Origin of the sequence: Rhodococcus opacus (genome assembly GCF_012396235.1) — a bacterium.
GTDB lineage: Bacteria > Actinomycetota > Actinomycetes > Mycobacteriales > Mycobacteriaceae > Rhodococcus_F > Rhodococcus_F opacus.
In genome coordinates, this window is sequence record NZ_JAAXPA010000022.1 from 84,415 (window position 1) to 111,413 (window position 26,999).

Annotated in this window: 1 protein-coding gene; it reads left to right on the top strand. The window is 69.6% G+C overall.

From position 1 onward, the window contains the following. Positions 1-142 precede the first annotated feature (142 nt). Positions 143-26,929, top strand: coding sequence for a non-ribosomal peptide synthetase (locus HGB39_RS25945; protein WP_064080455.1), 26,787 nt, complete (start codon positions 143-145; stop codon positions 26,927-26,929). Positions 26,930-26,999 lie beyond the last annotated feature (70 nt).

Sequence of the window (26,999 nt, forward strand, 5' to 3'; positions counted from 1 at the left end):
TCCGAAACGAACATCACGAATCGACGCACACCGGGCCCACGCGTACAGCACGATCAGTACAGCGTGGGAGACCGGCGTCGGTTGGTCCGTCTCACGCGCAGGACTTGCGCATCCAAGGTCTTCTACCCGCTGGGGGAACGCGATGACGAGTGTGAATTCGCCGCAGCCGAATAACGGCGCCGAAGATGTGAACGTTCCCGAAGGGGCCTTCCCGCTCTCCTCGGTGCAACGGAGCATGTGGTTTGCCCAGCAACTGAGCCCGACGGTTCCCAAGTTCATCGCCCAGTACATCGAGTTGCGGGGCGAGATCGACCTGGACCTGTTGAGCGATGCTGCGGTGCGGGCCGGTCAGGAGTTCCAGTCGCCGTTCCTGCGACTGCTGGACGTCGACGGGGAGCCCTACCAGGCGGTCGATTTCAGCATCGACCCGTCGATCGGCTTCCTCGACTTCCGGGGCGAGTCGGACCCGATGGCCGCCGCGCAGGTGTGGATCGACGAGGATTACGCGACGCCGCTGCGGCTCACCCGGGACCGACTCGTCGAGATGACCGTCCTGCAGGTCGGCGATCAGCACTACTTGTGGTACACCAGGATTCACCATGTCGCGCTCGACGGGTACAGCGGTATGACCATGGTGAACCGGATCGCGGCACTGTACACCGCGGCGGTCGAGGGCACCGAACCGGAACCGAACCGTGCGCTGGATCTGCGCGACCTCTACGAGTTGGACCAGAAGTACCGGGCGTCGAGCCGATTCGAGAACGACCGGTTGTACTGGGCCGAACGCATTGTCGGCATCGAGCACGGTTCGACACTCGCCACCCACGATGCGCCCGCGGCGGCGAAGAGCCGGCTCGAGAGCGCGAAGATCTCCGAAACCGCACTGGGTTTCCTCGGAGAGTCGGATCAGCGGGTCGGCGCCACGTCGGCGGCCGTCCTGCTCGCCGGGTTCGCCTGTTACCTGTCCCGTATGACGGGCAAGCGGGACGTGCTCATCAACCTGCCGGTGTCGGCGCGCACCACGGCGCCCTTGCAGCGGTCCGGTGGCATGCTCGTCAACGTCGCCCCGCTGCGGATCACCGTCCGCCCGGAGGACACGGTGGCCGAGCTCGTGCAGCGGACGCAGCTCGAGCTGATGGGTGCGCTGCGCCATCAGCGGTGCAGTCTCGAGGACATCCGCCGCGATGCCGGACTCGCCGGCACCGCGGAGGGCCTCGCCGGTCCGATGGTGAACGTCATGCTGTTCCATCAGGCGTTCACGCTGGGCACGGTCACGGGCGAGTACCACATCGTGACGTCGGGCCCGGTGGACGACCTGCTGGTCAACATCTATCAGAGCGGTGACGGCCAGACGCTCCTCGATTTCCGCGGCAACCCCAACCGGTACGGCTCGGAGGAGTTGCGCGCACACCACCGCAGGTTCGTGGAGCTGGTCGAGGAGTTCGTCACGGCCGAGCCGCAGACGCGGACCGCCGACATCCACGCCGAGAGCGCACGCCTCGGCGCGCGGTTCCTCGAGCGGGAGGCCCAGCTCGCGTTCTGGAAGCGGGAGTTGGTGGGCCTGCCGGAGGTGACGGCACTGCCGCTGGACCGGCCCCGCCCGACCGAGCGGCTCGGGGCGGGCGAGGTCGTCGGGTTCGCCGTCGACGGCGACGTGCAGCGCCGCGCGGCGCAGCTGGCAGAGGAGGCGGGCACCGGGATCTTCACCACGCTGCACGCCGCGCTCGCGGTCCTGCTGGGCCGGCTGGGCGACACCGACGACGTCGTGATCGGAACGCCGATCGTCGGGCGCGAGGCGTCCGATTCCGACGACCCGGAAGCCGGAGCATTCTTCAACAAGACCGTTCTGCGGTCGCAGGTGGATGTCGCATCGTCGTTCGTCGACCACCTGAGCCGTGTCCGGGACGCCGACCGGGCCGCGTTTTCGCATGCGGCGCTGCCCTTCGACGATCTCGTTGCCGCCCTCGGGGCCGAATCCGATCCGTCGCACTCGCCGCTGTTCCAGGTGATGCTCGAATTCACCGACGGCGGGCAGCCGCACGACACGTCCGGGGACGTGACGGTCAGCCCGATCCAGCGCGAACATCGGGCCCTGGGACTGGATCTGGTGTTCTCCCTCACCGAATCCGAGACGGGCGGCATCAACGGCCGCCTGCGGTTCGCCACGGACGTGTGGGACCGTGACAGCGCGGAGGCGCTCGCCGCGCGCTTCGTCCGCATCCTGCAGGCGGTGACGGCGGACCCCGCCGCACCGGTCGGGGACATCGACCTCCTCGAACAGGTCGAGTACGCGGAACTCGCGCCGGTCCGTGACGAGCCCTCGGTGGAGCCCCGCACGCTTCCCGCGCTGCTCGCGCGCGCCGCGGAGGCGGGCGGCGACGGGGACGCCCTCGTCTACCAGGGACGCACGCTGACCTACCCCGAACTCGACGATCAGTCGGATCGTCTCGCCCGCATGCTGATCGGCCACGGAGTGGGGCCGGGTTCTGTTGTGGCGCTGGCGATCGCGCGGTCGATCGAGTCGGTGCTGGCCACCTGGGCAGTCGCGAAGTCCGGGGCCGCGTTCGTCCCGGTCGACCCGAACTATCCGGCCGACCGCATCGAGCACATGCTCACCGATTCCGGTGCGGTCGTCGGTCTCACCGTGGCGGCGCACCGGTCGTCGCTGCCCGAGACCACGCCGTGGCTCGTGATGGACGACGCGTCGTTCGCCCGGGACCTGCCGAAGCACGCGGCCGGCGCGGTCACCGACGCCGATCGTCTCCGCCCGTTGCGGACCGCGGATCCGGCCTACCTGATCTACACGTCCGGCTCCACCGGCACACCCAAGGGCGTCGTCGTCACCCACGCCGGCCTGGCGAATTTCGCCGAAGACGAGCGGCAGCGGTTCGACGTGACCGTGGGGGCCCGCACCCTGCACTTCTCCTCACCGAGTTTCGACGCGTCCATCCTGGAACTGCTTCTCGCCGTGGGTGCCGGCGCCACGATGGTGGTGGCACCGGCGACGGTGTATGGCGGCACCGAACTCGCGGACCTGTTGCGCCGCGAACGGGTCACGCACGCGTTCGTCACCCCGGCCGCGCTGGCATCCGTCGATCCCACCGGACTCGACCACCTCCGGTGCGTCGTCACCGGTGGCGAGAGCTGTCCGCCTGCGCTGGTGGCACAGTGGGCGCCGGGACGGGTCATGTTCAACGCATACGGACCGACCGAGGCCACCGTCGTCGCGAGCGTGGCAGGACCGTTGACGGTCGGTGAACCGGTGACGATCGGCCGCCCGTCCCGCGGTTGCGGTCTGCTGGTGCTCGATTCGCGGTTGCACCCCGTCCCGAGAGGGGTCCCCGGCGAGCTGTACATCACCGGCGACGGTGTGGCACGTGGGTACCACAATCGGTCGATCCCGACGGCCGAACGGTTCGTCGCCGACCCCCACGGTGCGCCGGGCGAGCGGATGTACCGCACCGGCGACCTGGCGCGGTGGAACGCCGCCGGTCAGCTGGAATACCTGGGCCGCACCGACTTCCAGGTGAAGATCCGCGGTTTCCGCATCGAACTCGGCGAGATCGACGCCGTCGTCCGCTCGCACCCGAGTGTCGCGTTCGCGACCACGGTCGGACGGACCGCACCGTCCGGCGACACGGTGCTGGTGACGTACGTGCTCCCCGAGGACGGGACGGACGTCGTCGTCGGTGACATCCTCGAACACGCCGCAGCAGCGCTGCCCGCGCACATGGTGCCCGCCCGGGTGATGGTGCTCCGCGAGGTCCCGCTGACCCCGGCGGGCAAACTCGACCGGAAGGCGTTGCCGGAGCCGCAGTTCGAGGCCACCTCCACTGTCTACCGGGCGCCGGTGACACCCACCGAGATGCAGATCGCGGAGGTGTTCGCGGCGCTTCTGGGAGTCGAGCGCATCGGTGTCGACGACAGCTTCTTCGACCTGGGCGGCGACTCCCTCGTCGCGACCCGCGTGGTGTCCCGGGTCAACGCGGCGCTGAGCACGGAGATCGGGGTGCTCGATCTGTTCGAGGCGCCCAGCGTCGCGTTGCTCAGTGCCCGCGTGGACGCTCTCGGGCCCCGCACCTCCGCCCGGCCCGTGCTCGCTCCGCGGGCGGGGTCCGGCCCGGTGCAGGTGTCGCTGGCGCAGCAGCGGATGTGGTTCATCAACCAGCTCGACACCGCCTCGCCCGCATACAACATTCCCGTCGGTATCCGGCTGCGCGGCACGCTCGACGTGGAGGCGCTGCGGACCGCGGTGAGTGACGTCCTCACCCGGCACGAGTCGCTGCGGACGGTGTTCCCGAACACCCCCAACGGTCCCATCCAGGTGGTTCTGCCGGTCGCGGAGGTGAGCCCGCCCCTCGACGCGGTCGAGGTGGCCGAGTACGAGCTCGAATCCCGCCTGATCGCCGACGCCGCAGCGGGGTTCGACGTCACCGTCGAACCGCCGATCCGGGCGGAGCTCTACCGCACCGCGACCGACGATCACGTGCTGGTCTTCGTGGTGCATCACATCGCCGCCGACGGCCTGTCGATGACACCGCTGACCCGGGACGTGATGGTCGCCTACCACGCCCGTGCCGCAGGCGACACGCCGCAGTGGGCGCCGCTCGAGGTGCAGTACGCCGACTTCGCGGTGTGGCAGCGCGAGCTGCTCGGTTCCCCAGACGATCCGACGAGCCTCCTCGCCCGGCAGCTGGCGTTCTGGGCCCGCACCCTCGACGGCGCCCCCGAGGTCATGGATCTGCCGACCGATCGGCCGCGCCCGGCCCGGCAGTCGATGATCGGCGCCACCGCCGACTTCTCCATCCCGGCGCGCATCCACGCCGCGCTGCTCGAGATCGCAGGCGCCAACGACGCCAGCCTGTTCATGGTGGTGCACGCCGCCCTCGCGGTCCTGCTGTCCCGGTCGAGCGGGTCGTCCGACGTGTCGATCGGATCCCCGGTCTCCGGGCGTGGCGAACGGCAACTCGACGACGTCGTCGGCATGTTCGTCAACACCGTCGTCCTGCGCACCACCGTCGACCCCGATCGCAGCTTCCCCGAGATCCTCTCGCACACCCGCTCCGTGGATCTGGAGGCGTTCAGCAACACCGATCTGCCGTACGAGCGGCTCGTCGACGAACTGAAGCCGACCCGCTCCGAGGCGCATTCACCGCTGTTCCAGGTGATGCTGGTGCTGCAGGGATTCGCGAACACGCGGCTCGAGCTGCCCGGCCTCGACGTGGAGGTCGAGGCCCTCGAGACCGGTGCCGCCAAGTTCGACCTGCAGGTCATCCTCACCGAGCACACCGAGGAATCCGGCGCCCCGGGTGCGATCGACGTCCAATTCTCGTACGCGTCGGAACTGTTCGACCCGCCGACGATGACGGCGCTGGCCGAACGCTTCGTCACCCTGCTCGAGACCATCACCGCCGGTTCGGACGCGAAGGTCGGCGACATCGACCTGATCGGCGCGGACGAGACCCACCGGATGCTCGAGCAGTGGATCGACACCGACGTCGCCGTACCGGACTCGGCGACCCTGGTCAGCCTGTTCGAGGCGCAGGTGGCACGGACCCCGGACGCCGTCGCCGTGGTGTTCGCCGAAGAGGAACTGCTGTACGCGGAATTCGATGCCCGCGCCAACCGGCTGGCCCGCGAACTCCTCGCGCGCGGCGTCGGACCCGAATCCCGGGTCGCCGTCGCCCTGCGCCGTTCGCTCGAGCTGATGATCGCGATCTACGCGGTGGAGAAGACCGGGGCGGCATACGTTCCGCTCGACCCCGACCACCCGGCGTCGCGGATCGCCTACGTGATCGAGAGTGCCGAACCCGCATGCGTTCTCACCGCCTCCCGCGACCGGTGCGAGGGCGTCGACGGCGCGGCCGGTGCGTCCGTGATCGAGATCGACACCCTGAACCTGTCCCGGCGGCCGAGCACCCCGATCACCGACGCCGAGCGGGGCGGTCCGATCCACCCCGATTCGACCGCCTACGTGATCTACACGTCCGGATCGACGGGCCGGCCCAAGGGTGTCGCCGTCAGCCACCGCGCGATCGTGAACCGGTTGCTGTGGATGCAGGACACGTACCGGATGGACCACACGGACGTGGTGCTGCAGAAGACCCCCGTCACGTTCGACGTGTCCGTGTGGGAACTGTTCTGGCCGCTCGAGGTCGGTGCGCGACTCGTCCTCGCCGCGCCGGACGGACACCGCGACCCGACGTACCTGTCCCACATCATCGCCGACCACCAGGTCACCACCATGCACTTCGTGCCGTCGATGCTGGCGGTGTTCACGGCGGGCGCCGAACCGGAACTCTGCGGTTCGCTGCGTCAGGTGTTCTGCAGCGGTGAGGCGCTCCCGCCCGCCACCGCCGACGCATTCCGGGAATTCGGTTCCGCGGCGCTGCACAACCTGTACGGCCCGACGGAGGCCGCCGTCGACGTCACCTACTGGGAGTGCACGGAAGGCGACCGGGCCTCGGTCCCGATCGGCGCGCCCGTGTGGAACACGCAGGTGTACGTCCTCGACTCCCGGCTGCACCCGGTGCCGGTCGGGGTGCACGGCGAGCTGTACCTGGCCGGCACCCAGCTGGCCCGCGGGTACGTCGGGCGCAGCGATCTGACGTCGGACCGGTTCGTGGCGAACCCGTTCGGCGCGCCGGGACAGCGGATGTACCGCACCGGCGACGTCGTCCGCTGGCGTGCCGACGGCAACATCGAATACATCGGCCGCCGCGACTTCCAGGTCAAGCTCCGCGGTCAGCGCATCGAACTCGGCGAGGTCGAGGCGGCGGTGCTGGCGCACCCGTCGGTGGCGCAGGCCGTCGTGACCGTGCATCGCAGCGAGGCCACCGGCGAAAGCCTCGTCGGCTACGTGATCCCCGTGGCAGGCGCCGACATCGACACCGCCGTCGTGCGCGACGCGGCGGCGGAGGCGCTGCCCGCCTACATGGTGCCGACCCGGATCATCGTCCTCGACCGGTTCCCGCTCGGGGCCACCGGCAAGTTGGACCGGGGCGCACTGCCCGAACCGGAATTCCTCAGCCCGTCCGCCGAATTCGTCACCCCGCGCAACCCGATCGAGGAGATCCTCGCGTCGATCTTCGCGGATCTGCTCGACGCTCCCCGTATCGGCGTGCACGACAGCTTCTTCGACCTCGGCGGCAACTCATTGGTGGCCACCCGGCTGGTGGCGCGGGTCAATGCCGCGCTGGGCAGCCGGATCGGGGTCCGGGAGATCTTCGACGCCCCGACCGTCGCGACCCTCGCCACCCGGATCGAATCCGAGGCCGTGCAGGGCGCCGAACGCCCGCCGCTGGTGGCCGGGGTGCGCCCCGACCGACTGCCGGTCTCGCTGGCGCAGAAGCGCATGTGGTTCATCAACCAGTTCGACCTCGACTCCCCGGCCTACAACATCGCGCTCGCGGTGCGGTTGACGGGCGACCTCGACGAGGACGCGATGCAGGACGCCGTCGCCGACGTGATGGACCGGCACGAGTCGCTGCGCACCCGGTTCCCGATGGTGGAGGGCGAACCCGTCCAGGTGATCCTGCCGACCGAGGACGTGGTGCCCGATCTGTCGCCGATAGTGACAACGGAAGCCGAACTGCCCGAGCACATCTCGCGACTGGCGGGCGCCGGTTTCGACGTCACGGTGTCGGTGCCGGTGCGCGCCGCCCTGTTCCGGACCGATCCCGGCGAGCACGTTCTCGTCATCGTCGTCCACCACATCAGCGCCGACGGCTTCTCCATGGCCCCGCTCGCCCGGGACGTGATGACCGCCTATGTGGCCCGCACCGGGGGACAGGCACCGGACTGGACGCCGCTGCCGGTGCAGTACGCCGACTTCGCACTCTGGCAGCACCGGGTACTCGGCAACGCCGACGACCCCGACAGCCTGCTGGCCGCCCAGCTCGACTACTGGACGCACACGCTCGCCGGGCTTCCGGAACTGCTCGCGCTGCCGACGGACCACCCCCGCCCCACGCAGCAGTCGATGCGCGGCGGCATCCACTCGTTCAGCATCGACCCACAGGTGCACGGCCGATTGATCACGACTGCCCGCGAACACAATTCGAGTGTGTTCATGGCCGTCCACGCGGCGCTGGCCGTGCTGCTGGCCCGGCTGGGCGACACGGACGACGTGTCGGTGGGTACCCCCATCGCCGGTCGTGGTGACGCCGCCCTGGACGACATGGTCGGCATGTTCGTCAACACCCTGGTGCTGCGCACCCCGGTCGAACCGGCCGACACGTTCACCGACCTGCTGTCCACGGTCCGCGACACCGACCTGAGCGCCTTCCACCACGCCGATCTGCCGTTCGAGCGACTGGTCGATGCGATCTCGCCCGAACGCGCGACGTCGCATTCGCCGCTGTTCCAGGTGGTGCTCGAGTTCCGCAACAACGAGCGGCCGCGGCTGGAGCTGCCCGGGTTGACCGTCACCGGCCTCGACCTGGCCACCGACATCTCCAACTTCGACCTGCAACTCACCCTCACCGAGGAATTCGGGGTGTCGGGAGAGCCCGCCGGGATCTCCGCGGCCTTCACGTACGCGTCGAGCCTGTTCGACGCGTCCACGATCGCCGGTTTCGCCGACTACCTGCAGCGGATCTTCGACGCGGTGACGTCCGAGCCGGGCATGGCTGTCGGTGACATCGACCTGATGGTGGCGTCCGAACGTGCGGCGCTCACCCCGGTGATGGACGGGCCCGACGCCGAACCGCGGACCCTGCCCGAACTGCTCGCGGCCGCGGCCTCCGTGGATCCCAAGGCGGCCGCGCTGTCCTACGAGGGCAGCGAGGTGACGTACCGCGAACTCGACGAGCAGTCGAACCGTCTCGCCCGCTTGCTGATCGGGCGCGGCATCGGCCCCGAATCGGTGGTCGCGCTGGCGCTGGCGCGGTCGCCGGAGTCGGTCCTGTCACTGTGGGCGGTCGCCAAGACCGGTGCCGCGTTCGTCCCGGTCGACCCGAACTACCCGACCGACCGGATCGTCCACATGCTCAGCGACTCCGGTGCGGCGCTCGCGCTCACCGTCGCCGAGTTCCGTCCCACGCTGCCGGACTGCACGTCCTACGTCGTGGTCGACGCACCCGGATTCGACGACGAGGTGAGTGCGCACTCCGCCGCGGTCGTCACGGACGCCGACCGGACACACCCGCTCGCGCTGGAGAACCCGGCATACCTGATCTACACGTCCGGGTCCACCGGCACCCCGAAGGGTGTCGTCGTCACCCACCGCGGCCTGGCGAACTTCGCGACCGATGAACGCGTCCGCTTCGGGGTCACCCCGCGGTCGCGCACGCTGCACTTCTCGTCGCCGAGCTTCGACGCGTCGATCCTGGAACTGCTGCTGGCGGTCGGCTCCGGCGCGACCATGGTGATCGCTCCGGCGTCCGTCATCGGCGGCACCGAACTCGCCGACGTGCTCCGGGAGGGCCGGGTCACGCACGCGTTCATCACCCCCGCCGCCATGGCGTCGGTGGACCCCGCGGGCCTCGACCAGCTCGAGTGCGTCGCCACCGGCGGCGACGTCTGCCCGCCGGAGCTGGTGGCGCAGTGGGTGACCGGGGGCAGGCGGATGTTCAACGCCTACGGCCCCACCGAGGCGACGGTCGTGTCGAGCGTGACGGGACCGATGCTTCCCGGTGAGGGCGTCACCATCGGCCGTCCGCCGATGGGAACCGGGGAGATGGTGCTCGATTCACGCCTGCACCCGGTGCCCAACGGGGTGACCGGCGAGCTGTATGTCACCGGTTCCGGTCTGGCCCGCGGCTACAAGGACCGGGTGGGCACGACGGCGGAGCGTTTCGTCGCCAACCCGTACGGGGGCCTCGGCGCCCGCATGTACCGGACCGGAGACCTGGCGCGCTGGAACGGTGACGGTCAGCTCGAGTACCTGGGCCGCAGCGACTTCCAGGTGAAGATACGCGGTTTCCGCATCGAGCTCGGCGAGATCGAGACCGCCCTCACCCGCTACCCGGGAGTCGCCCGTTCGGTGGTGTCCGCGCACATGGGCAGCACCGGCGCCAACCGGCTCGTCGGGTACCTCGTCCCCACGGCGGGCGCGGAACTCGACCCGGAGGCGGTCCTCGATTTCGTCGGCGGATTCCTCGCCCCGTACATGGTGCCGTCCGCACTGATCGTCCTCGACGAGTTGCCGCTCACTCCCGCGGGCAAGCTGGACCGCCGCGCGCTGCCCGAGCCGGACTTCGGGGCCCGGGTATCGACCGGCCGCGCGCCGGTGTCGGAGATGGAAGAGGTGCTCGCCGGACTGTTCGCCGAGGTCCTCGGTCTGGAAACCGCCGGTGTCGAGGACTCGTTCTTCGCCCTCGGCGGCGACAGCATCATGTCGATCCAGTTGGTGGCCCGCGCGAAGGCGGCGGGTGTGGTGCTGACCCCGCGGGACGTGTTCGAGGCCAAGACCGTTGCCGGTCTCGCCGCGGTGGCGTCGTGGGTGGGCGCCGCTGACATCGTCGTGCTCGACGAGCTGCCCGGTGGCGGAGTCGGCGACATGCCGACCACCCCGATCACGAAGTGGCTGCTCGAACGGGGCGGCGAGTTCAACCGGATGTCGCAGTCCGCGCTGCTGACCGCACCGCCGAACCTCCGCGAACTCGAACCTCTGATCGCCACGTTCCAGGCCGTCCTCGACCGGCACGACATGCTGCGCGCGCAGCTGATCGTCTCCGCCGAGGACTCGCACCTCGCCGTCCGCCCGGTCGGTGCGGTCGACGCGCAGGACCTGATCCGCCGGGTCGCCGTGTCCACGGCCCCGGGAACCCGGGCGTTCGCGGCGACCGTGATCGCGGAACTCGACGCCGCGCTGGACCGCCTCGATCCCGCGGCCGGCGTCATGGTGCAGGTGGTGTGGTTCGACGCCGGGGAATCCGGCGGTCGCCTGCTCGTCGTCGCGCATCACCTCGTGGTCGACGGTGTGTCGTGGCGCATCCTCGTCCCCGACCTCGCGACCGCGTGGGCGCAGATCTCGGCAGGCCAGGAACCGGTCCTCGAACAGGTCGGCACGTCCATGCGCCGGTGGGCGCACGGACTGGTCGACGAGGCGGCGAACCGGGCAGGCGAACTGGACCTGTGGCAGCGCATCCTCGACTGCGAGGACCCGCTCGTCGGCAGCCGTCCGCTCGACCCCGACATCGACGTCAACGCGACCGTCGGCCGCGTCACGGTCCAGCTGCCCGCCGAGGTCAGCGAGGCCGTCCTCACGGCTCTACCGGAGGCGATCCACGGCAGCGTGAACGACGGACTGCTCACCGCGTTGGCGATGGCGGTCACCCAGTGGCGGCGCTCCCGCGGCCACACCCTGCACGGCAGGTCCGTCGAGGGCACCCTGGTGAGCCTCGAGGGGCACGGCCGTGAAGACCAGGTCGTGCCGGGCGCTGATCTGGGCCGCACCGTCGGCTGGTTCACGGCGATGTTCCCGGTGCGTCTCGACCTGTCGGGCATCGACCTCGACGACGCGTTCGCCGGTGGCAAGGCCGCCGGGTCCGCGATCAAGGCGATCAAGGAGCAGCTGCTCGCGATCCCGGACCACGGCATGGGTTACGGCATGCTGCGGTACCTCAACGCCGACACCGGACCGCTGCTCGCGGCCCGCTCGCTGCCGCAGATCAGTTTCAACTACCTGGGACGCTTCGCCGCCGACCTGTCCGAGGCGGCCACCCGCGCCGGCTGGACGCCGACCGGTGAAGTCGACATGGACCGCGCGCAGGACCTCGACACCCCGGTCACCTCGGCCATCGACGTCAACGCGGTCACCACCGAGGTGGACGACCGGCCTCAGCTGCGCGCCACCTGGGCGTACGCGGCCGGTGTCCTGACCGTCGCCGAGGTCCGGGAACTCGCCGAACTGTGGGTCCGGGCGCTCACCGCGCTCACGACGTACGCGGCCCGCCCCGACGCCGGCGGCGTGACCCCGTCCGACCTCGAACTGGTGAGCCTCGACCAGGACGCCATCGATCGCATCGAATCGCGCTTCCCGGCGCTGTCCGACATCTGGTCGCTGTCGCCGCTGCAGTCCGGACTGCTCTTCCACGCACTGCTGGCCGATCAGACGATCGACTCGTACACCGTGCAGGTGACACTCGAACTGCGCGGTGCCGTGCCGTCCCGCATGCGGGTGGCCGGGCAGGCCCTGCTCGACCGGCACGCGAACCTGCGGGCGTCGTTCGTCTACGACGAGGGCGGCACCCCCGTCCAGGCGATCCACGGGTATGCGGAACTGCCCTGGACCGAGATCGACCTGTCCGGTCTCGACGCGGAGAGCCGCGAAGCCGAGATCGTGCGACTCCTCGACGCCGACCGGCGCCGCGGGTTCGACATGGCCACCCCGCCGCTGTTGCGGTTCATGCTGATCCAGATCGGTGGGGACGAGCAGCGCCTGATCGTCACCAATCACCACATCCTGCTCGACGGCTGGTCGATGCCGCTCCTGATCCGCGACCTCCTGACCCTGTACGCCACGGAAGGTGACGCCACGGCGCTGCCGCGGGTGCACCCGTACCGCGACTACCTCGCCTGGATGTCGCACCGCAGCACCGAGGACTCGCTCGGTGTGTGGCAGCGTGCCCTCGCCGGGGTGGAGGAGCCGACGCTGCTCGCCCCGGCCGACGCGTCGGTGCAGAGCGACACGCAGTCCGGTCAACTGCTCGTCGAACTCGACGTCGACCGCACCGATCAGCTGAGTGTGCTCGCACGCGAGCACGGTCTGACCCTCAGCACCCTGATCCGCACCGCGTGGGGAATCGTGCTGGGCGGCTTGGTCGGCCGCTCCGATGTGGTCTTCGGTGGGACGGTGTCGGGTCGACCTCCGCAGATCGCCGGAATCGAGTCGATGGTGGGTCTGTTCATCAACACCCTGCCGGTGCGGGTGGTTCTCGATCCGCGGGAAACGCTGGGGGAGTTGCTCGAACGCATTCAGGGCGAGCAAGCCGCGCTGCTGGACCACCATTACGTCGGATTGACGGACATCCAGTCGGTGGCCGGTCCCGGTACCGGTTTCGACACGCTGACGGTGTTCGAGTCGTATCCCGTCGACCGGGAGGGGCTGACCGATCAGACCGACATCGCCGGCATGCACGTCCTCGACGTGCACGACAGCGCGAACGCCGCCCACTACCCGCTCGCGCTGATCGCCTCGGCGCACGAGAATCTGCAGCTGAAGCTCGAGTACGTCGAGGAACTGTTCGACCGGGCCGACGTCGAGCGGATCGGCGACCGGATCATCCGGGCACTGATCGCGCTCGCCGAGCACCCCGGGATGAAGCTCGCGCAGCTGCGCCTGCTCACCGAGGCAGAGGAAGCCGAACTGGTTCCGGCCCGCGGCGTGCCCGGCCGCTCCGTGCGCACACTGCCGCAGATGTTCACCGACACGGCCGCGACCTCGGGCGACGCCACCGCCCTCGTGTTCGGCGACCGCCGGATGTCCTACCGGGAACTCGACGAACGGTCCAACCAGCTCGCGCGCCTGCTCATCGACCGCGGCGTCGGACCGGAAGACATCGTGGCCCTGGGTATCTCACGGTCCATCGAATCGGTCCTCGCGGTCTGGTCGATCACCAAGACCGGCGCGGCGTTCGTTCCGGTCGATCCGACCTACCCGCGCGAGCGGGTCGAGCACATGGTCACGGATTCCGGGTGCACGTTCGGTCTCCGCCTGGACGCCGACCACGGCCGGCTCCCGGACACGGTCAGCTGGCTGACCCTCGACGACCCCGACACCGACGCCGCCATTCTGGCGATGTCCACCGACACCGTGACCGACGACGACCGCGTCGCGCCCCTGCGCTTCGCACACCCCGCGTACGTCATCTACACGTCCGGTTCCACCGGCAAACCGAAGGGCGTGGTGGTCAGCCACCGCGGTCTCGACAACTTCGCCGAGGAGCAGCGGACCCGCTACGCGACGGATTCGACGTCGCGGGCGTTGCACTTCTCCTCACCGAGCTTCGACGCTTCCGTCCTCGAATACCTCCTGTCGTTCGCCGTCGGCGCGACCATGGTGATCGTGCCGCCGTCCGTGTACGGCGGCGAGGAACTCGCGGAGCTGATCCGCACCGAGAGCGTCACCCACGGGTTCGTCACCCCCGCGGCGCTGGCCTCCGTGGACCCCGAGGGGCTCGAGGTGTTCCAGAACGTGGTCGCCGGCGGTGAGGCGGTTCCTCCGGAACTGGTGACCCGCTGGGCACCGGGCCGCACCATGTACAACGGCTACGGTCCCACCGAGACCACGATCATGAGCAACCTCAGCGACCACCTGCAGGTGGGGGAGACGGTCACCATCGGTGCCCCCGTCCGCGGCGTCTCCGAGGTGATTCTCGACTCGCGGCTGCAACCGGTCTCCGTCGGCGTCGCCGGCGAGCTCTACATCTCCGGTGAGGGCCTGGCCCGCGGCTACCATGCACGCGCCGGGCTGACCAGCGAGCGGTTCGTCGCCAACCCCTACGGCGGACCGGGCGACCGGATGTACCGCACCGGCGACCTCGCGCGGTGGCGGTCCGATCACACGGTCGAATACCTGGGCCGCACCGACTTCCAGGTGAAGATCCGCGGCTTCCGCATCGAGCTCGGCGACATCGACAGCGCACTCGCCGCGCATCCGTCCGTGTCGTTCGCCGTCACACTCGGGCGCCCCGGCCCCGCCGGCGACACCGTGCTCGTGTCCTACGTGCTGCCGGAGACCGGGTCGGCACTCGAACCGCCGGAACTGAAGGAGTGGACGGCGAACCTGCTGCCCGCGCACATGGTGCCGTCGAGCATCATGATCCTCGACGAGATCCCGCTGACCCCGGTCGGCAAGCTCGATCGGGCCGGGCTGCCCGAACCGCAGTTCCTGCCCACGTCGGACGACTTCCGGCCACCGTCGACGGTCCTCGAACACACGATCGCCGACGTCATCACGACGGTCCTGGGAATCGAACGAGTCGGCATCGACGACAACTTCTTCGACATCGGCGGAAACTCGCTGATCGCAACCCGTGTCGCCGCACGCCTGACCGCGGAACTGGACACCGACATCGGCGTCCGCACCCTGTTCGAGGCACCGACGATCCATCAGCTGGCCCGCCTCATCGAGTCGACGGCATTCGCACCCGCGCAGGACGGCGCCCACGTCCGGATCCCGCTCGGCCCGGTGCCGCGGCCCGCGCACGTGCCGGTGTCGCTGGCGCAGAAGAGGATGTGGTTCCTCAACCAGTTCGACACGTCGTCGGCGGCCTACAACATCCCCCTGGCGGTGCGGCTGACCGGTCACCTGGACGTGGAGTCGCTGCGTGCAGCGGTGACGGACGTCTTCGTCCGCCACGAATCGTTGCGGACCGTGTTCCCGTCCCACGACGGCGAACCGACCCAGGTGGTGCTCTCACCCGGTCAGTGGACGCCGAACCTCGAGATCGTCGAGGTGTCCGAGCACGAACTCCGGGGGCACATCGCCGGTCTCGCGACCGCCGGCTTCGACGTGACGGCCGACGTGCCGATGCGGTCGGCGCTGTTCGCACTCGCCCCCGACGATCACGTGCTCGTGATCGTGGTGCACCACATCTGCGCCGACGGGTTCTCGCTCACCCCGCTCGCCCGGGACGTCATGACCGCGTACGCGGCCCGCATCGCGGGGAGCGCGCCGCAGTGGAACCCGCTGTCGGTGCAGTACGCCGACTACACGCTGTGGCAGCTCCAATTGCTGGGCGACGAGAGCGACGCCGAATCGCTGATCTCCCAGCAACTCCGGTACTGGACGGATCAGCTGGCCGACCTGCCCGAACTCCTGCAGCTGCCGACCGACCGGGCGCGACCGGTCCAGCAGTCGTTCCGCGGCGCGCAGGTCGACTTCACGATTCCGGCGGACGTGCACCGGGCGCTGGCGGCGTTGGCGCGCAAGCACAACTCCACCATGTTCATGGCCGTCCACGCGGCCCTGTCGGTGCTGCTGTCCGCGCTGTCGTCCACCGAGGACATCGCGGTCGGCACACCCATCGCGGGCCGTGGTGACGCGGCACTCGACGACATGGTCGGCATGTTCGTCAACACCCTGGTGCTGCGGAGCGCCGTCGACCCGGCGGAGGGTTTCGGTGCCCTGATGGATCAGGTGCGGGCCACCGACCTCGCCGCGTTCCACCATTCGGACCTGCCGTTCGAGCGGCTCGTCGACGTCCTCGCGCCGGAGCGCTCCACCGCGCACTCGCCGCTGTTCCAGGCGCTGCTCGAGTTCCGGAACAACGAGACACCGCGGCTCGAGCTCCCAGAACTGACCGCGGCCGCCGTCGATTTCGATCTGGAGGTCGCCAAGTTCGACCTGCAGCTCAGCGTCGAGGAAGGATTCGACGCGGACGGGGTGGCGTCGGGTATCGCCGCGTCGTTCATCTTCGCCACCGATCTGTTCGACGCCGGCACCGTCCGCACGTTCGCCGACCGGTTCCTGCGCATCCTCGGCGCCGTCACCTCCGACCCGCACGCCCCGGTCGGTGACATCGTGATCACCGACGCCGCCGAGCGGTCGGCGATGGCGACCGAATGGAACACCGCCGGACTCGACGCGGGCACCGACACCCTCGCAGACCGCTTCGCGCAGAGCGTGGCCCGGTTCCCCGGCGCCACAGCCGTGACGTCGGAGGACGTGGCACTGACCTACGCCGAGCTCGACGCCCGGTCGAACCGGCTGGCCCGCCTGCTCATCGCCCAGGGAGTGGGGCCGGAAATGCTGGTGGCCGTGGCACTCCCACGCACCTGCGATCTGATCATCGCTCTGCTTGCGGTGATCAAGACCGGCGGCGGCTACCTGCCCGTCGACATCACCTACCCGGCGGACCGGCTGGCGTTCGTGTTCGAGGACGCCGCACCGAACTGTGTCATCACCACCACGGGAGACGTCTCCGCCCTGCCCGACTCGGAGACCCCGGCGATCCTGCTCGACGACCCCGAGACCACCGCGGACCTCGTGCATCAGTCGCCCGCGACGATCACCGACGCCGACCGGGTGACACCGCTCGACTCCTCGTCGGTGGCGTACGTCATCTACACCTCCGGGTCGACCGGCCGCCCCAAGGGCGTGGTCGTCTCGCACCGCAACGTGCTGACGTTGTTCGCGAACACACAGCCGCTCTACGGGTTCGACGAGAACGACGTGTGGACGATGTTCCACTCGTACGCGTTCGACTTCTCCGTGTGGGAGCTGTGGGGTCCGCTGCTCTACGGCGGCCGACTCGTCGTCGTCGACTACTACACGGCGCGGTCGCCGGAAATGTTCCACGAACTCCTGCGGAACGAGCAGGTCACCGTCCTCAACCAGACCCCGACCGCGTTCTATCAGCTCGCCGAGACCGACCGCATCGTCTCGGAGATCGACGTGAACGCCGCGGCACTGGCGCTGCGGTACGTGATCTTCGGTGGTGAGGCTCTCGACCTCGGACAGCTCGGCCGCTGGTACTCCCGGCACGACGACTCCGCCCCGACCCTGGTGAACATGTACGGCATCACCGAGACGACGGTCCACGTCAGCTATCTGGCGCTCGACCGCGAGTTCGCCGAGTCGGCGTCGGCCAGCGTCATCGGCCGCGGAATCGCCGGGCTGCACGTACACGTCCTCGACCGGCGCCTGCACCCGGTTCCCCCGGGCACCATCGGGGAGATGTACGTCTCGGGTGACCAGGTGACCCGCGGTTACCTCGGCCGGGCCGGGCTCAGTTCGACCCGGTTCGTGGCCGACCCGCTCCGTCCCGGGGCGCGGATGTACCGCACGGGTGACCTGGCGCGCTGGAACACCGACGGCCAGCTCGAGTACCTGGGCCGCAGCGACTTCCAGGTGAAGATCCGCGGTTTCCGCATCGAACTCGGCGAGATCGAATCCGCGCTGCTCCGGTACCGCGGCATCGCCCAGGCCGTCGTCCTCACCCGCGACGACGGGCACGGCGGTCACCGGCTGATCGGCTACGTGGTTCCGGAATCCGGCGCCACCGTCGAGGTGTCCTCGGCGCTCGAATTCGTCGGCACCCAGCTCACCTCGTACATGGTGCCCGCCACCCTCGTGGTGCTGGACGCGCTGCCGTTGACGAGCAACGGCAAACTCGACCGCCGCGCGCTGCCGGAACCCGACTTCGGGGCCCGGGTGTCGACGGGCCGCGCCCCGGCCACGGAGATGGAAACCGTCCTCGCCGGTCTGTTCGCCGAGGTGCTCGGTCTGGAATCGGTGGGTGTGGACGATTCGTTCTTCGCGCTCGGCGGCGACAGCATCATGTCGATCCAGTTGGTGGCCCGCGCGAAGGCGGCGGGCGTGGTCCTCACCCCGCGGGACGTGTTCGAGGCCAAGACCGTTGCCGCGCTCGCCGAGGCCGCCTCCTGGGCGGGCGCCGCCGACGTGGTGGTGCTCGACGAACTGCCCGGTGGCGGGATCGGCGAGATGCCGATCACCCCGATTACCGCGTGGCTGCTCGAACGGGGTGGCGACTTCCGCCGCTACACCCAGACCGCGCTGCTCTCCCTGCCCGCCGCGGCCGACGAGACACTGCTGAAGCGCACGATCGCGGCCGTCGTGGATCACCACGACATGCTGCGGGCGCGTCTCCTCGGTGCCGAGCCGCAGTGGCGGATCGAGGTGCAGGCCGTGGGCGCGGTCGACGTCGACGACGTGCTGCACCGGGTCGAGGTCGCGTCGGTCGTCGGTTCCGGGTTCGCGGAGACCGCGACCCGGGAACTCGATGCCGCGGCAGGACGACTGGACCCCGAGGCCGGCGTGATGCTGCAGATGGTGTGGTTCGACGCCGGCGACGAGGGCGGGCGGCTGCTGGTCGTCGCCCACCACCTGGTGGTCGACGGCGTGTCGTGGCGGATCCTCGTCCCCGACCTGGCAACCGCGTGGGCGCAGGTCTCCTCGGGTCAGGAACCGGTCCTCGAGCCGGTCGGCACGTCGATGCGACGCTGGTCGCACGGACTCGTCGAGGCGACACGCGACCGCGCCGACGAGATCGAACTGTGGCGCCGGGTGCTCGAAGCCGACGACCCGCTGATCGGATCGCGTCCACTCGACGCCGCGATCGACGTGGCAGGGACAGTCGAGAAGGTCACGGTGGAGGTGCCCGCCGACGTCACGGACGCACTGCTGACCCGTGTCCCCGAGGCGTACCACGGCGGCGTCAACGACGGACTGCTCACCGCGCTGGCGCTGGCACTGGCCCAGTGGCGGCGCACCCACGGCGACTTCACCCGGGAGTCGCTGGTCAGTCTCGAAGGTCACGGCCGCGAGGACCAGGTGCTGCCGGGCGCCGATCTGGGCCGCACCGTCGGCTGGTTCACGGCGATGTTCCCGGTGCGCCTCGACCTGTCGGGCATCGACCTGGACGACGCGTTCGCCGGTGGCAAGGCCGCCGGGTCCGCGATCAAGGCGATCAAGGAACAGCTGCTCGCGATCCCGGACCACGGCATCGGCTACGGCATGCTCCGCTACTTGGACCCGGAGAGCGCCGATCAGCTGCGGGCGCTGGCGAAGCCGCAGGTCACGTTCAACTACCTGGGCCGGCTGGGCGGCGCGACGTCCACCGACATCCACGGTCACGCCTGGGTTCCGGTGACGGACACGAAGCTCGACGACATTCCGGCCTCCGACATCCCGGTGGCGTCGGCGCTCGACATCAACGCCGTCACCGGCACCGGGGCCGACGGCAACCGGCTGCGGGCCACGTGGGCGTTCGCGACCGGTGTCCTCACCCCGTCCGAGGTCCGCACGCTCGCCGACCTGTGGGTGCAGGCCCTGACCGCGCTGACCACCCACGTCGCGCGACCCGACGCGGGCGGCGTGACCCCGTCCGACCTCGATCTGGTCACCCTCGACCAGGACGCGATCGACCGGCTCGAGACCAGGTTCCCGGCGCTGTCGGACATCTGGTCGCTGTCACCGCTGCAGTCCGGGCTGCTGTTCCACGCCCAGTTCTCGGACGCCACGGTCGACCCGTACCTGGTGCAGCTGGCGCTGAAACTGCGCGGCGACGTCGACCCGGACCGGATCCGCCGGGCCGGGCAGGCCCTGCTGGACCGGCACCCCAACCTGCGGGCCGCGTTCGTCCACGACAGTGCGGGGGCCTCCGCCCAGATCATCCAGCAGCACGTGGAACTGCCGTGGTCGGAGTTCGACCTCTCGGCACTCGACCCCGACGAGACCACCCGCGAATACGACCGGATCGTGGCACGGGACCGGTCGGTGAAGTTCGACATGGCGAACGCGCCGTTGCTGCGCCTCGCCCTCGTCCGGCTCACCGAGGACGACTACCGGCTGATCCTGACCAACCACCACATCCTGCTCGACGGCTGGTCGACTCCGCTGGTCATCCGCGACCTGCTGACCCTGTACGCGTTGGACGCCGACGGCAGCCTGCTGCCGCGGGTCCATTCCTACCGTGACTACCTGTCGTGGATGAAGCGCCACGACACCACGGACTCCCTCGACGCCTGGCGCACCGCGCTCGACGGGGTCGAGGAGCCGACCCTCCTGGCCCCGCTGGAGCGGGGTGAGGCGCACTCCGTTGTCGCGGAGGAAACGGCCTTCACACTGTCGGAGGAGCAGACCACCCGGTTGCGGGACTTGAGCCGGGAACGCGGGCTCACCCTCAACACCGTCGTCCAGACGGCGTGGGGAATCGTGCTGGGCGGCTTGATCGGCCGCTCCGACGTAGTGTTCGGCGGGACGGTCTCGGGCCGGCCGCCGCAGATCGCGGGCATCGAATCGATGGTGGGTCTGTTCATCAACACCCTGCCGGTGCGGGTGACCCTCGACCCGTGGGAGTCGCTGGGTGAGCTGCTCGAACGTGTGCAGAGCGAGCAGGCCGCGCTGCTCGATCATCATTACCTGGGCCTGACCGACATCCAGTCGGCGGTCGGCGGCGGCGGTGCCTTCGACACGCTGACCGTGTTCGAGTCGTACCCGGTGGACGAGGCGGGGCTGACGGAACAGACCGACATCGCCGGGATGTTCGTCACCGGCATCGACGGCAAGGACTCCGCGCACTACCCGCTCGCCGTCGTCGCCTCCGGGGACGCGCGGCTGAACTTCAAGTTCGAGTACCTCCCCGAGGTGTTCGAGGAGAGCGCGGTCGACGAGATCGCGGACCGGCTGCAGCGGGTGCTCGACGCCCTCGCCGACCGGCCCCAGATTCCGCTGGCCCACATGCAACTGCTCACCGAGGCCGAACTCGCCGAGTTCGCGCCGGTACGCGGCCGCCCGGGGTTCTCCGTCCGGACGCTGCCGCAGATCTTCGAGGACGCCGCCGCGTTGGATCCGAACCGCACGGCGCTGACGTTCGAGGGCCGCAACGTCTCCTACCGGGAACTCAACGAACGCTCCAACCAGCTCGCCCGGGTCCTCATCTCCCGCGGCGCCGGCCCGGAGACGTTCGTGGCGCTCGGCATTCCCCGGTCGATCGAGTCGGTCCTCGCCGTGTGGGCGGTGGCCAAGACGGGCGCCGCATTCGTCCCCGTCGACCCGAACTACCCGATGGACCGCATCGAGCACATGCTCACCGATTCGGGTGCCACCATCGGACTGACCATGGCCGCGTACGAGAAGGCGCTGCCCGACTCGGTGCCGTGGCTGCAGCTCGACTCGCCCAAGTTCGAGAAGGCCTGCCAGTCGAAACCTGCTCTGCCGGTGGCCGATTCGGATCGACGGTCGCCGATAAGCCTCGACAACGCCGCCTACATCGTCTACACCTCCGGTTCGACGGGCAAGCCGAAGGGCGTCGTGGTCACCCACGAGGGCCTCGACAACTTCGCCGAGGACCAGCGGCAGCGTTTCGCCGCCGCGCAGACGTCCCGCACACTGCACTTCTCGACGCCCAGCTTCGACGGGTCGGTGTTCGAGTACCTGCAGGCGTTCGGGGTCGGCGCCACGATGGTGATCGCACCGCCGACGGTGTACGGCGGAGCGGAACTGGCCGAACTGATCAGGTCCGAACACGTCACCCACGCCTTCGTCACCACCGCGGCGCTGTCCACGGTCGACCCGGAGGGGCTCGACGAGTTCCAGCACGTCGTGTTCGGCGGTGAGGCGTGCCCGCCGGAACTGGTGACCCGCTGGGCGCCCGGCCGGCAGCTGTCCAACGCATATGGCCCCACCGAGACCACGGTGATGGCCAACATCAGCGACCCGATGACGGTGGGCGAACCCATCACTCTCGGCGGCCCGATCCGCGGAGTCGGTGAGCTCGTGCTGGATTCACGTCTCCAGCCGGTGCCCGTCGGGGTGCCCGGCGAGCTGTACATCACCGGTGCGGGTCTCGCCCGCGGCTACCACCGCCGCCCGGAACTGAGCAGCCAGCGGTTCGTCGCCAACCCGTTCGGGGAGGCGGGGGAGCGGATGTACCGCACCGGCGACATCGTCCGGTGGCGTGCCGACCACACCGTCGAGTACGTGGGCCGCAGCGACTTCCAGGTGAAGATCCGCGGATTCCGCATCGAACTCGGCGAGATCGACAACGAGATCGCCACGTTCCCCGGGGTCAGCTTCGCCGCGACCCTCGGTGTTCCCGGCCCGTCCGGTGACACGGTGCTGGTGACCTACCTGCTGCCCAACACGGCCGGCGGCATCGACCCGGCCGAGCTGACCGCGCACCTGTCGACCCGGCTCCCCGCGCACATGGTGCCGACGAGCGTCATGTTCCTGGACGAGATCCCCTTGACCCCGGTGGGCAAACTGGACCGATCGGCGCTGCCCGCGCCCGAGTTCCACGTCACCACCACCGAGTTCCAGCCGCCGACCAACGATCTCGAACGCACGATCGTGGACATCTTCGCCGACGTCCTCGGTATCGAACGGATCGGCATCGACGACAACTTCTTCGATCTCGGTGGAAACTCGCTGGTCGCCACCCGGGTCACGGCACGGTTGCGGGACGCCCTCGACACCGACATCGGTGTGCGCGCCTTGTTCGAGGCGCCCGACGTCCGGTCCCTGGCCGCACGTGTCGCCGACAGCGTGAGCGGCGGCGCCCGTCCCGCGCTCGCGCCGGTCGAACGGCCCGACCGGATTCCGCTGTCGCTGGCGCAGAAGCGGATGTGGTTCCTCAACCAGTTCGACACGTCCTCACCGGCCTACAACATTCCGTTGGCCGTCCGGCTGACCGGGGCCCTGGACGAGGACGCCCTGCGGCTGGCGATGGCCGACGTCCTCGAACGTCACGAGACGCTGCGCACCGTCTTCCCGACGGTCGACAGCGAACCGACCCAGCGGATCCTGCCCGCCGCCGGTGCGCAACCGGAGGTCGACACCGTCGCGGTGGCGGCGGACGACCTGCCGCGGCACATCATGGATCTGGTGTCCCGGGGGTTCGACGTCAGCACCGACGTGCCGGTCCGGGCGGCGCTGTTCCGGATTGCGCCCGACCATCACGTGCTGACGATCGTGGTGCACCACATCAGCGCGGACGGCTTCTCCCTGGCGCCGCTCGCCCGCGACGTCATGGTGGCGTACTCGTCACGGCTCGGCGGCGACGGCCCGCAGTGGGATCCGCTGCACGTCCAGTACGCCGACTACACGCTGTGGCAGCACGCCGGACTCGGCTCGGAGAACGATCCCGAGTCGATGATCAACCAGCAGTTGCGGTTCTGGTCGGAGACGCTGGCCGGCGTGCCGGATGTCATCCAGTTGCCGACCGACCGACCGCGCCCGATCCAGCAGACGTTCGAGGGCGATCGGGTCGAGTTCGCGATCGACGCCGACATCCATCAGCGGCTGACGGCACTGGCCCGGGCCAACAACGCCACCATGTTCATGGCGGTCCACGCCGCGCTGGCCGTGCTGCTCGCGCGGCTCGGCAGCACCGACGACGTCGTCATCGGCACCCCCGTCGCCGGGCGCGGTGAAGCCGCCCTGGACGACATGGTCGGCATGTTCGTCAACACGCTGGTCCTGCGGAACCGGATCGACCCGGCGTCGACGTTCACCGAACTGGTGCAACGGATCCGGGAAACCGACCTGGCCGCGTTCCAGCACTCGGACCTGCCGTTCGAGCGGCTCGTCGAGGAACTCAACCCGACCCGGTCCACGTCGTACTCACCGCTGTTCCAGGTGGCCCTCGAATTCCAGAACAACGAGAACCCGACACTGGAACTGCCGGGCCTGCGGGTCGAGAACGTGGACCTCGAAACCAAGGTGGTGAAAGAGGATCTCGAGGTGATCCTGGCCGAGCGGTTCGATCAGGACGGCGCGCCCGCGGGTGTCGCCGGCGGACTCGACTTCGCAGTCTCCCTCTTCGACCCCGCCACGGCACGCTCGATCGCGGACCGCTTCGTCCGGATCCTCGCGGCCGTCACCGCCGACCCGGACCGGCCGATCGGCACCCTCCCGCTGCTCGACGACGCGGAGATCGAGGAGATGGTCCCGGCGCGCGGCAAGCCCGACGTGCGCCCCGAGGTGTGGCCCGACCTGCTGACGGCCGCCGCGGCACTCGACCCCGATTCGATCGCGTTGTCCTTCGAGGACCGGCAGGTCACCTACCGCGAACTCGACGAATGGTCCAACCGGCTGGCGCGGGTGCTGTGCGCCCAAGGCGTCGGGCCGGAGACGTTCGTGGCGATCGGTATGCCGCGATCGATCGAGGAAGTGGTGTCGATCTGGTCGGTCGCGAAGTCGGGTGCGGCGTTCGTGCCCGTCGACCCGACCTACCCGCGGGACCGCATCGACTACATGCTGACCGACTGCCGCGCGTCCGTCGGCCTGACCGTCGCCGATCGTCGCGACAATCTGCCGGACGCCGTGCAGTGGCTGGTGCTCGACGACGAGTCGTTCGCCGAGCAGGTCGCGGCCGTCTCCTCGGCGCCGGTCACCGACGCCGACCGCCCGCGCCCCCTCCATCTGGCCAATCCGGCGTACCTGATCTACACGTCGGGATCGACCGGTAAACCGAAGGGCGTCATCGTCACTCACCGCGGCATGGCCAACCTCACCGCGGAGGAACACGAACGGTTCCAGGTCACGCACGACTCGCGGGTCTCGCATCTGGCGTCCCCGAGCTTCGACGCGTCGATCTTCGAGCTGATGATGGCGTTCGGGGCGTCGGCCCGGGTCGTGATCGTGCCGCCCACCGTCTTCGGTGGCACGGAACTGGCGGACCTGTTCCGGCGCAACGCGGTGACGCACGCGTTCATCACACCCACCGCGCTGTCGTCCATCGAGGACGTGGGACTCGAATCGCTCCGCGTCCTCGCGGTGGCCGGTGAGGCCTGCCCGCCGGAACTGGTGGAGATCTGGGGCAAGCACCGCAACATGCACAACGGGTACGGGCCCACGGAGACCACCATCCAGGCGAGCGTCAGCGCCCCGATGCGTCCGGGTGGGGTCGTGAACATCGGCGCACCCGCGCTGGGATTCGGTTCGCTGGTCCTCGACGAACGCCTGCAGCCCGTCCCGGTGGGTGTGCCCGGCGAGCTGTACATCACCGGACCCGGACTGGCACGCGGGTACCACAACCGGTCGGCGCTGACGTCGGAGCGGTTCGTCGCCTGCCCCTTCGGAGAGCCCGGTCGCCGGATGTACCGCACCGGCGACGTGGTGCGCTGGCGCGGCGACCACACCATCGAGTACATCGGCCGCACCGACTTCCAGGTGAAGGTCCGCGGATTCCGCATCGAACTCGGTGAGATCGACGCCGTCCTCGCCCGCCACCCCGCGGTCGCGTTCGCAGCCACCATCGGACACACCGGACCGTCCGGGGACACGCTCCTCGCGTCGTACGTGCGGGCGGCCGAGGGACACGATCTCGAGCCGGCGGAGTTGCGTACCCACGCCGCCGACCGCCTGCCCGCGCACATGGTCCCGTCGGCCGTGGTCGTCCTCGATCAGATCCCGATGACCCCGGTCGGCAAACTCGACCGCAAGGCGCTGCCCGCGCCCGAGTTCGGCACCACCGGCGCGGCCTTCCGGGCCCCGACGACGGCGACCGAGAGGATCATCGTCGAGGCCTTCGCCGAGGTGCTGGGCGTCGACCGGGTCGGCACCGCCGACAGTTTCTTCGACCTCGGCGGCAACTCGATCGTCGCCACCCGGGTGATCACGGTGCTGCAGGAACGCCTCGGACGGCAGATCCCGTTGCAGTCGATGTTCCTGGACCCGACACCCGCGGGCCTGGCACTGCGGGTCGACACCGAGAACGCGGCCGGGTCGCCGGTGGACGAGGCGCTCGGTGTGGTCATCCCGCTGCGGCCGACAGGGGAGAAGCCGCCCCTGTTCTGCATCCATCCCGGCATCGGCCTGTCGTGGGGTTATGCGGGACTCCTGCAGCACCTCTCGCAGGACCGGCCGGCGTTCGGCCTGCAGTTGCCGATCATCAGCGGCGGCCCGAGCTTCGAGTCGATCGAGCAGCTGGCGCACCAGTACGTGCTGGAGATGCGCAAGGTCCAGGCGCACGGGCCCTACCACCTGCTGGGCTGGTCGCTCGGCGGCGTCATCGCCCACGCGATGGCCGTCGAACTGCGGCGGGAAGGCGAGGCGGTCGACACGCTGGCCGTCATGGACAGCTACGTGACGAACGGGACCGACCAGGGCCCGGAGAGTCTCACCGTGTCCGAGTTGCTCCACGGGCTCGGACTGGACCTCGAGTCCGTCTCCGGAGAGGAACTCACCTACGAGCGCGCGGTCGAGTTGCTGGACGACGCATTCGGGCAGAAGACGGGACTGACGCCGCAGCACCTCGAGCGGATCAGCGCCGGATTCACGAACTCCTCGCGGATCATGAACAACTTCCGTCCGCAGGTGTTCGACGGGGATCTGCTGTTCTTCACCGCCGCCGGATCGGCGTCGACGGACCAGCATTCACCCGAGGAGTGGCGGAGTTCCGTCACCGGAGGCATCCGGGAAGTGAAGATCGAGTGCGAGCACAACCAGATGATCGAACCCGAGGTCCTGGCCGTGGTGGGGCCGGTCCTCGAGGATTATCTGAGCACGCATTGACCCGATTTCGTTGCGGCGGGCCCGCCGTCCATTGCATTGCCGTAACGGGCGGGCCCGAATACCGATATCT